The organism is Lutibacter sp. B1, from assembly GCF_012524075.1.
Lineage (GTDB): Bacteria > Bacteroidota > Bacteroidia > Flavobacteriales > Flavobacteriaceae > Lutibacter.
The window spans coordinates 1-12,020 of the sequence record NZ_JAAZUI010000019.1 but is presented as its reverse complement, the minus strand read 5'-3'; the positions used below and the strand labels follow the sequence as shown (position 1 = coordinate 12,020).

Here is a 12,020-nt window from a genome sequence, read left to right as displayed (position 1 = left end):
AATGAATAATCATATCCCATTTAGGATAATAAAAAAACCATCAAAATTTAATTTTGATGGTTTTTTTTATGGATAAAAAATTACTATTCCTTTATCAAATTTGCTTCAAAATAAGGGGTAGTTAAACCACCTGCGCCGAACCAATATCCATCTACTGACCAGCCATCTTGGAATAAATTATATTGAATATTTAATTCACCTGTTGCTTCATCATAGGTACCGGTACCTGAAACGGTATAATCGTATAACGCTCCACTGTAAAGAGTAGTAAATATATATTGCTCTTCAATTGTTACAACACCTTCAGTATCAATTGTATAATGAACTACACCTTCTTGTTGAATAGTTTCTCCCCATACTTCATATATCCATTCTTGGTTTAATCCTGAAATAACTAATAAGCCTTCACAGTCGATACCTGTTATAACATGACTTGGCCAACCATCTGGTGCGTAAAAATCTTTTACATCTGTTCCTCCCCAAATAATTTCATTATTTTTGAAATTATTGATACCAACTTCTTCAATTGTATATGATTCACCTGATTTAATAATTTTAGCTAAAACAAAGAAGTTAGCTTCACAAATAAGTTCATTATCAATTGCTCCTTCAAAAACATAATTTTCATCATTAATTAAACCTGCTTGATTGAATGTTAAGTCTAAATCTAGAGTTCTTATAATTTCTTCATTAGCAGCATAAAAATCTGCAACTACATAATATTCACCATCAGGAGTGTCTGAAGATAGTACATAGCTTTCAAATGCGCCACCATCAGCACCACCAACTATATCTGCATTGTTTGGTGCACTTGATATAAGTAATCTCATGTCAGCAAAATCTGTTGGATCAATTTCTTCTCCAGAGCTATCAGTTGTTGTTTCAGACATAGCCCAACTTAAGTCAATAGCTAAATCTCCGTCTTCATAATTTAAAATTGTAAATTCCATAGTTGCTGGAGTAAGTAGTGCATTTGCAGTAGTATTATCTCCAATTTGAATTTTAACAGTTTCTTTATCTTCAACCAAGTCATCAGATAGAATTTTAATCTTCCCTGTTGCACTTAATGAGCCTGCAGGAATTGTTAAAGAACCATCTACAGTATAATCAGCTCCAGATGTAGCGTTACCACCAATTTGAAAAACTTTTAGTTTAATATCAACTAATTGCGCAGTGCTCAATGTAGCTGTGAATTGATATTCAGAGTCGTCTTCTATCAATGTTTTGTTACTAACTGATGTGGTAACTGTCAATGATGGAGACGTAGGTATAAATGTAGAATAACCATCATTATCTTCCTGATCACATGAAACCGCAAACAGTCCGATAGTTATTACTGCAATATATAAAAATATGCTTTTATTTATTTTTGTTATCATCTCTTTAATTTTTAATATTGTTAATTTACTCAACTATTTTTACAAGTCTTTCGTAAAATTCTCTCGGTCCAGATCCTGCAGTTAAATAACCAACAGTAATTTGTAATACATCCTCACCGGTTTCATCATTTTTAGTTGCTATGTTTGATCCTTCGCATGGAGCTGTTGTAAAAGCAAAATTTTCACAAGTAATTATAGGTTGTGTATTTAGTGTTACAGCATTTCCATCAGGATCAGTTTCTAAAACTGTAATAGCACCGGTATCACTATCAACTGTAAAATAAAAATCATTAGGTTTTCCAGTATCGTCACTTGGCCATGCACTTATACCGTAATGCTTATAAATAGCTGCATCTACAGATTCAATTACTACCGTATCATAGAAATAATCAGGATAATAAACACCTATCCTCCAATAATCTCCTTCAATTACACTATAGGTTCCTGCAAAACGTGTAGAAACGGTTACTTTTGTACTAGCATAATTTATGCGCTCTCCGTTACTAGTTGTTACATAATAGTCAAATATCCAGTAGTCACCAACTTTATAATCTGTATCTGATGTTGATAATGCACTACCATCGGCTTGTAATCCTTCAACCATTTCTGAGAAGTTAAAAGTGAAGCTAACCATACTATTTTGATCTGTAGTTGGAACATCAATAGTTTTAAAATCACTAACTGTATTAGAAACTACAGTTTCTTTTACTTCTTCTCCATCAGTATCTAAAACTGTTTTTGTTGTATAAAAAGTTTTAGCAACTCTAATACTTGTAGTTTTAACATCACCTTGGAATACTCTTATATTTGAGGTGTAAGGACCATTATTCCCAACAACGTAATTTATAGAAGTGTTTTTTACGTCTAGCAAACCACCTTCTGTAATTTTACCATCTGGGTTATCAACATTTAAATCATCATCATTACATGCATAAAAAGTAATTAATGATAAAAATAAGATGCTTAATTTTTTTATTGCTTTCATATTTTTAATTTGATGTTTTAATTATTTAGTTCATCCACCATATAGGGGTTGTTAATAAATCAGGGCCTTGTGATGCAACTGCTGCATCATAATTTGCTTTATTAACTGAACTTTCTGTTGTTGGATAATTATATCTAGAAGGAATTTCTTTTAAAGCACCTTCAATAGCCGGAGTTAATTCAGGGTATCCTGTTCTTCTCCATTCTGTCCATGATTCAACACCTTGTGAAAATAAAGCAACCCAGTTTTGTGTTGCAATTTGTTTTAAAGCAGCAGATTTTTCAGGATTTAGAATTTGAGAATCTAAAAAAGATGTAGATTCAGCCGCCGGAACTTCATTAAATTCTAAAGAAGCAGCAATAGCTTCCTTAAAGTAATTATTAGCATTTCCAGAAATATATCCTTTTGTAGCAGCTTCTGCCATTAAAAACTTTAATTCTGAGTTTGAAATAAAGAAACCAGGTAGCTCCGGACGTAAATAAAACTCACCTAAAGGAGATACATTTTCATAATTATAATCATCATTAGGAACATCAGTATAACCAGAAGGTTTACCTCTAAACTCTCCGTCTGCATTTTCCCCGGCATACACACTTAATCTAGGGTCACCGCTATTTTGTAAAATTTCTACTATTGCAGAATTAATTTTCCATTCACCTCTTGTTCCAAAAACTATAGTTTCATATAATGGATTAGCACTTGGATCTGCACCTAAGTATACTAATTTAGCTTCATCATCATTAGTGTTAAATAAATTACCTGCACTAACTAATGCTTGTAATTGAGAGGCAACATTCATTTTATCAGAAGCTCTCATAAGTACTCTAAATTTTAATGAACTGGCAAATTTTTTCCATAAAGAAGCATCTCCTCCATAAAGGATATCATTAGTTGCATCTATAGATCCAGAAGTATTTAATAAAGCTATAGCATTATCTAACATAGATAAAATTCCTTTATAAACAGTTTCTTGACTGTCATATGCTGGAGCAATAATTCCTTCTTCTGCTTTTATAGCTTCAGTAAAAGGTATATCTCCATATACATCTGTTAAAAATGCAAAACCATACGCTTGAAGTGTTAAGGCAACTCCTTTCATATTATTATTATCTTCACTTTCAGCATTTATGTACATTGCATTTGCATCAGAAATAACATCTTCATAAAAATTATTCCAAACAGATGTAATTACATTTTGACGAGGTGTATAACGTTCTTCATCATTATATTGAACTTTAGCAAAATGTTGTGACCAACATGCACCCATATCTCCACCAATAAATGTACTGTATGAATTGTTTTGGGCAGATCTGATTACTCCAGGAATAAGTAAGTCTGCCGGAACAGCGGTAGGATTGTTAGGATCCTGATTTATTTCATCAAAATTACTATCACAACTTACTGATACCAATAAGCCAAATAATAAAAATGTTATAATTTTTAAATGTTTCATATCTTTAAATATTTTTTTAATAGTTTACGTTATAGTTTTAATTGAATATTAAAACCAACACTTCTGGCAGAAGGTAATTGACCAAATTCTTGTCCTTGCTCAGCATTATCATCACTAAAAGATGATTCAGGATCAATATGAGGAACATTCTTATGTAATATTGCTAAATTACGTCCCACTAATGAAAAACTAATATCAGTAAATAATGTATTCTTGATTAGGTCTTTAGGCATTTTATAAGTAAGCATTACTTGTCTAAGCTTAACATAAGATGCATCAAAAACTGAACTTTCTACTACACTGTTAGAATAAGCTCTTTTATTGTATTGTTCTGCACTAACTACTACTGTGTTAGGAACATATTCCCCATCAACTAACATTACACCGTCTCCTACTACACCAGTTTCTCTACCAACAACAGTTTCTGCTAAAACACCCGCATATCTTCCCCATGTATTTGTCATAGTATGTATATCTCCACCAATTTTAGCATCTATTAAAGTATTTAAACTAAAATCCTTATAAGTAAAAGTGAAACTAGCTCCACCAGTCCAATCAGGACTAATATTACCTAATACTTTTGTGCCGCTTGCAATTACAGGTAAACCATCTTCATATAAAACTTTTCCATTTGGTCCTCTTTCAAAGTAAGTTCCAACGATTGAACCATAAGGTTTACCCTCTCTTGCTTCTAATGTCATATTCCATTGGCCACCTAAAACTAATGATTCTAATCCTCCTAAAGATTCTACAGTATTTTCATTTTTAGCAAAATTTAAATCTAAGTCGAATTTAAAATCACGGCTATCAACTATAGTTGCACCTAATTGTAATTCAATTCCTTTGTTATTCATCTCACCAACATTTTGTACTGTACTTAAGTAACCTGATGAAGCAGATATTTGAACAGGAACTATTAAGTCTTCACTAGTTTGATCGTAATAAGTAGCATTTAAACGTAATCTGCTATTAAAAAATCTTGCATCCATACCAACTTCGTAACCATTTGTTGTTTCTGATTTAATGTTTGGATTATTTAATTGAGAAGGTAAAATTGCTACAGAGTTTCCACCCCATGTTTCTGTTTCAAATTCATAAACAGGTTGTAATTGATATGGGCTTAATGCTCCAATACCACCTACTTCAGACCAGCTTCCTCTAACTTTCAAAAATGATAAAGCATTAGAATCAATTTTAAACATATCAGTAATAACAGCACTCATAGAAACTGATGGGTAAAAGAATGAATTATCTTCAACAGGTAATAAACTAGTCCAGTCATTTCTACCAGAAAATTCTAAGAATAGGTAGTCTTTATATGACAATTTACCAAAACCAAATAAGCTATTAATTCTTTGCTCACTATATTGGTTGTTTACTACCCAACTGCTTCCCGCTGCTAAGTTACTAACATTATAAAGGTTAGGTAATTGAAGTTGAGGAGCAGCTGTATAACGTAATTCAGCTCTTTTATACATGGTATTACCTCCAACACTAAAATCTAAATTTAAATCATCAGTAATTTTTGTTGTGTAAGAACCTATAACCTCAGCATTTGTTTCAGAAAAAGTACGAGCAGTTTCAGAATAAAAACCGTTTGGCGATTCATTACTTCCAAAAGCTTGTCTTCTGTTTTGTCTCATATTCCAAAAGTTAGTACCAACTTTGGTAGATAGACTAAAATGTTCATTAAAGTCATAATTTAAAGCAATGTTACCCACAATTCTATCTCTTTCATATTCTCTTCTATTTGTGTCTAACACCCAATAAGGGTTATTTTGAAAAACAGTATTCCAGTTTAAAGGAGTTCCTTCAGCAGCAGTACCTACAGGTGAAAGAGGTAAATTTCTCCAGTCTTTAAGTAAAGTAAAATCAACGTTTCTACCAGACCAAAGCATTTGTTGTACAGGGTTTTCATTATTATAACCTTGTGTAACAAAATTGTCACTTGTAGAACGTGTATAATTAAAATCTATAGAACTTGTTAACTTTTCTGAGATTGTGTATGATGAAGAACCACCAACAGAAAATCTTCTTAAATCGGTATTAGGAACCATACCTGTTTGACTCATTGAAGCAACAGATAATCTATAACCAATATTTTCTGCACCACCACTAAAAGAGATACTATTGTTTAAGGTAACTCCCGTATCATAAAAATCTTTAATATTATCTGGTTGAGACACCCAAGGTAATGGTGCGCCATCAACTGTATATGAATTCCACTGAACAAATTCTAATCCTACATCTAAAGGAGGTCCCCAACTTTCATCAACTCCTCCGTCTCCCGAAGAACCATCAATCCATTCAAAATAATCTTGATTACCACCTTGACCATATGAATTTTGGAAATTAGGTAAAACTAAAGGAGATTCGAAAGATGTTGTAGTATTAAATGAAATACCTAAGCCTCTACCTTTAGATCCAGATTTAGTTTTGATTTGTATAACACCATTTGCTGCTCTAACACCATAAAGTGCAGCAGCAGCAGGTCCTTTAAGTACTGACATTGATTCAATATCGTCAGGGTTAATGTCAGAAACACCATTTGGCATATCAGCACCACCACTTGAATTTGAAGTCCCATAATTACCACTTTCCAGCGGTACACCATTCACAACATATAAAGGCTGATTATCTCCTGTTATAGAACTGGCTCCCCTAAGAACTACTCTAGATGATGATCCAACGGCACCAGAGCTATTTGTAATTTGTACACCAGCTACTTTACCAGATAATGAATTAACAATATTGGTTTCTCTGGCTTGAGTCATTTCATCACCACCAATCTGTTGTACAGAATAAGTTGCCGATCTTTTTTCAACTTTTCTACCGAAACCAGTAACAACAACTTCTTCTAGAGTTTCAGCACTTTCTGTCATTACAATATCAATTTTATTAGATGCTCCAACTGCTTTTTCTACAGTTTTCATACCAATAAAACTGAATTGAAGGATGTTTCCAGGGCTAGCTTTGATAGTGTAGTTACCATCAAAATCGGTTTGAGTACCAACATTTGTACCTTTAACTAAAACTGTTACTCCCGGTAGAGGTCCACTTGCGTCGGAAACTATACCCGTAACAGTTTTTTCTTGTGCAAATGAAATTTGCACTAGTAACGCTAATAATAGCGTAAAAAAACCATTTAACTTTGTTTTCATTATATAATTATTTGAATTAATTGTGTCAAAAATCTTAATAATTTGTTAATACACCAAACTTTTTTGTGTTAAAAATCTAAAATTTTTAGAAATAGGTTAAGTTAGTGGTTTAAAAAGAAGGAAATTATTGCTCATTTAGTAATGAGTTATAATGTTTAAAAAAAGTTATTAAATCGTTAATAGACTTTAGGTTTAATTGATTTTCTTTAATAAAAGAAGCCATTTCTTTTTGATGTTTGCTATCAATAGTTGAAATTATTTCTTTTTTTCTCAGTTTTATAGGTTTTGCAATATTTTCTGAATTTTTTACAAGGTAGTATGTAATATGGTCTACATATTTTGAAGGGAAAGAATTTGTTAAACTAGTTTGCGCTTTTTTTCCTTCTTTTATTTTTTTTCTTTTGCTTTCTAAAAGCATAATTTTTTTGCCATTAAAAACACATTTAAAAAAACCCAATTTAATATTTTTATTTTTTTCTTTTGATTGAAATGGAAAATATATGTATTTATCAGTTCCGATAGTGAGACTTACATTTGTGTTTTTAATTAAAAAATCAAAGCCATTGTTATTTTGGACTTCAACTTCATCTGTAAAGGCATTGTATCTTAAAGAGTAAATTTTATCTTCAGGTATATTTTTTATTAAAATTTTTCCTTCTTGAAAATTATCAAAATAATAAGGACTTCCTTCAACAGGTTCTTCAAGTGCAGTTCCTGATTTAGTTATTTTATATATAAGCTTATTGTATGCGTTTTGAGTTCTATATGCATTATAAGTTTTTTCTTGTTGTGAAAAAATAATCAAGGGTGTAAAAAAACAGAAGTATAAAAGTTTAAAATTCATATTTTCAAAATATTATTATATTATAAATATAGAGTTTTAATAGTATTAAAAAAACCGCAATATTGCGGTTTTTTCGTTAGATTTTTAATTACTCATCACATAAATTTAATGCAATTTCTCCTTCTATTGGACCTGGGCCAACGTCAGCAATTAAATTTCCACTTGGTGAATATATTTGGAAAGTAACTTCTGAAGGATAATCTCCTGCGGTAAAAGAAAATATAAGTGTACTTGTTCCTTCAGGAACAGTAACTGTTTCTTGCCAATCATAATAGATAGGTCCATAAGGTTCACTTGAACTCCAATAATCTAAAAGAAAAACATCGGTATTTTCACCATCAATTTCTACAGTTATTTTAGAACCTTGCCATCCATCTCCGTATGAATCTTGCATTTTAATAACATAATCTCCTGTAAATGGGCTTTCAGGAATACAAAGCATACCTACTTTGTATTCGTAAGGTGAACTAAAGTATGAACCTGATAAAGCGGCACTAGAATCATCAGAGCTAAATGTTCTTCCATCTGTTAGTACCAGCTCTAATCTAAAATAGAATAAATCTCCTCCATTATATTCACCATCAGCTAATTTAAGCGCAGCTAATGTTTCAGATAATGTGGTAAAAATACTTGTTGAAGGAAGTCCATTAGCACTTTTGGTAAATTCACTTGCGTCAAATGAGGTAACTAAAATTTCCGGTTTAGAGTAATCGGTACCATCATCTTTATTATCTTCAAAACTTACATATACATCAACTTTAGATAATAATGCTCCGTTTTCTACATCTTGTTCTTCGATTACTACTTCAAAAGTTGATGATGGATCAAATAAATTGAAATTAACGCTAACATAATCAAGTGTTCTTAAAATTGCTCCTTGAGTAGTGTCATCAAACACATCGTATATTGCATTGTCTGGATCTTTACAACTTGAGATGGCTGAAAAGACCAATGCTACTAAAATTATTTTATTTATTATTTTTTTCATGTTTATAAGTTTTTATTAATTAGCAATTGGGAAGCCTGGTGATGAAGGGTTTGTATCCCAAAAAACTTGAACATCTACACCGTTTTTTTGTTTTGAATTCGAATTTGTATTAGCGTAATTGGCAGGGTAGAAAAAAGAGCGTATAAACCCTCCTGGATTTGGTTCAATGTTTGGTTGAAGTGATGTTGGGTAACCCACTCTTCTGTAAAAATTATAAGCATCAATACCGTTACCGTACAATGCTATAAAATATTGAGATGCTACAACTTCCATTTTGTCACTTGCATCATCATAGGCTCCTTCCATATCTAACATATGTGATTGAATATTAGCTTCTTCTTCTTCACTACCACTATCAGCAAAACTTATAACTTTTGATACGGATTTTTCTATACCATTTAAAAAGTAATCTTTTCCGGCACTTTCATTTTTATCAACCAAAACCTTAATTTCTGCTATCATAAAATCAACCCAACTCGAAAGCATAACAGGAGTAATTCCATCACCGCCTCTTCCGTCACCATTAACTTTTGCTTCAAAAGAACTATCATCAAAAGCTCCTCCGGCAGGGTAAACTCCAACTAAAGTTCTTTCAAAACCATCTGGCGGAATACCTGCATCGTTACCGTGATCTCTTCCCCAGTAACCATTAGGGAGTGTACAATAGGTGTATCCATCATAATGGGCAGGAGCAGTATATAGTGAGCAGTCTAGTTTTTCTTCATCTGGTTCTGCTTCACTACCCGGTGTGAATTCGTTTTGACGATAGAAGTAATAAAATCTTCTAGGGTCGTTTGTGCTTAACAGTTCATTCATAAACCAGTTAGACATGTAATCTTCACCTCCGGTTGAAGTATAACTACCTACATATCTTGGGTGGCGTGTATCAGGTTGAATTTCATTAGTTCCCCAAGTAAATTGAAAATCTTCAGATATAGAACTAATGTAATTTCCTGAATTTACAATATTTTTAAAATTATTTACAGCACTATCATCAACTAATCTTGTGGTGATATAAGCTTTCATTTTAATAGTATTAGCAGCTTTTATCCATAATTCCCAATTTCCGTCGTAATAAAAATCATATTGAGGTTCTGCTGCTGCTTTACTATTAAAGTTTTTAATTGCATTGTCTAATAAAGAGATGGCAGTAGTATAAATGCTTTCAGAAGAATCTGCTTTAGGGTTTAAATTTTCACTACCTAATAAAGCTTCAGTATAAGGAACGTCACCAAAAAAATCAACCAAAGTTATCATGATATAGGCCTGAAAAACTTGTCCCATACCTATATGATAACTTAATTCTGATTCTTCAGCAAGTATATTCATTAATCTTATATCCTCCATCATACCTTTGTAAGCCGATGTCCATTCACTATCAAAATCGGTTGGAGAATAGGCATTTGTATAGTCTCTACCACTCATATGGTCTATACGAGTAACTTCAGCTCCTGTTGCACCAAAGCTTTCTACAAACCTTGCAAAATCTTCTTGGATAGAGTTTAAGAAAAAGTCGGGATTAGCCTGACTTGGTGTTAGGGCGTTTGGATTTTCGGTTAAATCCAACTCAGTAGTTTCGCATGAGCTAAAAATGAATGCCCCACAAAACAACATTAGTTTTATTAAATTATTTATTTTTTTCATAATGTAAAATCTTAATTTAGTTGATTAAAATGAAGCTTTTATACTTACTCCGTATCTTTTTGAACTTGGACCGTTTAAATACTCAAATCCTCGACCGTTTCCAATTCCTAAACCGGCAACGTTAGGGTCAAAGTTAGAATTTTTAGGCATGTTAGGAGCATCAAACCATAAGTTATAACCAGAAAGAGTTATGCTTAAATTACCAAAAGGAGTTTTATCTAAATATTTATCCGGTATACTATAACCTAAGGATACTTCTTGTAACCTGTATACTGTTGCATCGTACACACCCATCTCATCAGGACCGTATAGTACATTATCAAAATAATAAGCAGAGTTATTAATTTGAGTAGTATTAGGTTCACCAGTCGGGTTAACGCCCGGTAAAATAAAGGAGTTTGTTCTATCTCCTTTATCGTCATTAATACTTCCCCTACCTAGTAATGTTTGAACAGTTTGGGCATAAATATCACCTCCTTCTACCCAAGTAAATAAAAATCCTAATTTAAAGTTTTTATAGGATATTGAGTTTGACATATTAAAGTTGAAATCAGGATTAGCATCACCAATAATATTATTTCCATTTTTAATCACATAATTACCTGCGGCATTTACTTTAAAGTTGCCATTTTCATCTCTATCAATAGCTGTACCTATCATGGTGCCTAAAGATTTTCCTTTAATGGCAGCATTTCCTAAATTAGTAAAACCAGCATAAACTACAATATCAGTATCTAAACCTAAATCAGTTACTTTAGATTCACTTGTAGACCAGTTAAAATTTGTAGTCCAGTTAAAACCATTTCCACTTTTTCTAAAAATGTCATAACTTAAATCAATTTCAACACCATCATTTTTTATTTCACCAACATTGGTTTGTGTGTAAGTATAACCTGTTGATGGATCTAAAGGCCTTTCAACAATTAGATCTTTGGTTTTTCTAGTATAGACAGAAGCGTCTATTGATAAACGATTATCAAACATTCGAGTTTCAATACCAAATTCTAGTTCATCAATTCTTTCAGGTTTTAAATTAGAGTTCCCAAGTTGAGTTCCGGTTGTGTTTGTTACAACATTTACGCCTGTTCTGTCTTGAAAATCTTGTGTGTCTAATACTAAAGTTGAAGATATTGGGTAACCTGTTGGGAAGTTAGCTGATGTACCATATCCGGCTCTTAGTTTTAGATAATCTAAAACAACACCTTCACGTAAACCATCAATAGCTTTGGTAGGTATAAATGATATACTGGCAGAAGGATAAAAAATAGATCTATTATCTTCTGATAAGTTAGAAACCCAGTCATTTCTTCCTGCTAATGTCATGTATAGGTAATCTTTAAAACCGAATTCTGCTTGACCATAAGCACCTAAAACATTACGTTCAGAATAGTATTCAATTTCATCTTGTTCCGCAAAATTAAAATGTCTTAGTATACCAAAAAAGCACTATCTCATAAACTGTGTAAATAAAAATATCGGGGGTTGCAACCCCCGATATTTTTTTGTTTAATTTTAAACTTTTATACAGTCATGAAGAAAGAAGATTTATTAAGTAATGATTTTCTG

General features: G+C 32.1%; 8 protein-coding genes. All 8 read right to left on the bottom strand.

All coding sequences use genetic code 11. The annotated features are described in order from the left end of the window. Positions 1 to 83 precede the first annotated feature (83 nt). The gene (locus tag HGB55_RS11385) at positions 84 to 1,379 is read right to left on the bottom strand and encodes a hypothetical protein (protein ID WP_168817024.1); all 1,296 of its coding nucleotides are present in this window, start codon (positions 1,377 to 1,379) and stop codon (positions 84 to 86) included. A gap of 25 nt (positions 1,380 to 1,404) precedes the next feature. Beyond that, positions 1,405 to 2,364: a hypothetical protein gene (locus tag HGB55_RS11380; protein WP_168817023.1), complete on the bottom strand. Its 960-nt coding sequence runs from the start codon at positions 2,362 to 2,364 to the stop codon at positions 1,405 to 1,407. Positions 2,365 to 2,389: 25 nt separating this feature from the next. Then, entirely contained in the window at positions 2,390 to 3,817 is a 1,428-nt protein-coding gene (locus HGB55_RS11375; RefSeq protein ID WP_168817022.1) for a SusD/RagB family nutrient-binding outer membrane lipoprotein, read from the bottom strand. 29 nt (positions 3,818 to 3,846) lie between these two features. Continuing rightward, complete coding sequence (locus HGB55_RS11370) at positions 3,847 to 6,978, bottom strand: SusC/RagA family TonB-linked outer membrane protein (RefSeq protein ID WP_168817021.1); 3,132 nt, start codon at positions 6,976 to 6,978, stop codon at positions 3,847 to 3,849. Positions 6,979 to 7,102: 124 nt separating this feature from the next. Continuing rightward, on the bottom strand, positions 7,103 to 7,822 hold the full coding sequence (locus HGB55_RS11365) for a hypothetical protein (protein WP_168817020.1): 720 nt from the start codon (positions 7,820 to 7,822) through the stop codon (positions 7,103 to 7,105). Positions 7,823 to 7,910: 88 nt separating this feature from the next. Further along, positions 7,911 to 8,810: a hypothetical protein gene (locus HGB55_RS11360; RefSeq protein ID WP_168817019.1), complete on the bottom strand. Its 900-nt coding sequence runs from the start codon at positions 8,808 to 8,810 to the stop codon at positions 7,911 to 7,913. Between the two features lie 15 nt (positions 8,811 to 8,825). Further along, on the bottom strand, positions 8,826 to 10,454 hold the full coding sequence (locus HGB55_RS11355; protein WP_168817018.1) for a SusD/RagB family nutrient-binding outer membrane lipoprotein: 1,629 nt from the start codon (positions 10,452 to 10,454) through the stop codon (positions 8,826 to 8,828). 24 nt (positions 10,455 to 10,478) lie between these two features. After that, positions 10,479 to 11,852 carry a TonB-dependent receptor domain-containing protein gene (locus HGB55_RS11350; RefSeq protein ID WP_371807817.1) on the bottom strand — a complete coding sequence of 458 codons (1,374 nt, stop codon included), beginning with the start codon at positions 11,850 to 11,852 and terminating at the stop codon, positions 10,479 to 10,481. Between the last annotated feature and the right edge of the window lie 168 nt (positions 11,853 to 12,020).

Bases quoted from the DNA above. Each gene is read 5' to 3' on its own strand.
- HGB55_RS11380 (WP_168817023.1), bottom strand. From the start codon at position 2,364: ATGAAAGCAATAAAAAAATTAAGCATCTTATTTTTATCATTAATTACT.
- HGB55_RS11365 (WP_168817020.1), bottom strand. From the start codon at position 7,822: ATGAATTTTAAACTTTTATACTTCTGTTTTTTTACACCCTTGATTATT.
- HGB55_RS11355 (WP_168817018.1), bottom strand. From the start codon at position 10,454: ATGAAAAAAATAAATAATTTAATAAAACTAATGTTGTTTTGTGGGGCA.
- HGB55_RS11385 (WP_168817024.1), bottom strand. From the start codon at position 1,379: ATGATAACAAAAATAAATAAAAGCATATTTTTATATATTGCAGTAATA.
- HGB55_RS11370 (WP_168817021.1), bottom strand. From the start codon at position 6,978: ATGAAAACAAAGTTAAATGGTTTTTTTACGCTATTATTAGCGTTACTA.
- HGB55_RS11375 (WP_168817022.1), bottom strand. From the start codon at position 3,817: ATGAAACATTTAAAAATTATAACATTTTTATTATTTGGCTTATTGGTA.
- HGB55_RS11360 (WP_168817019.1), bottom strand. From the start codon at position 8,810: ATGAAAAAAATAATAAATAAAATAATTTTAGTAGCATTGGTCTTTTCA.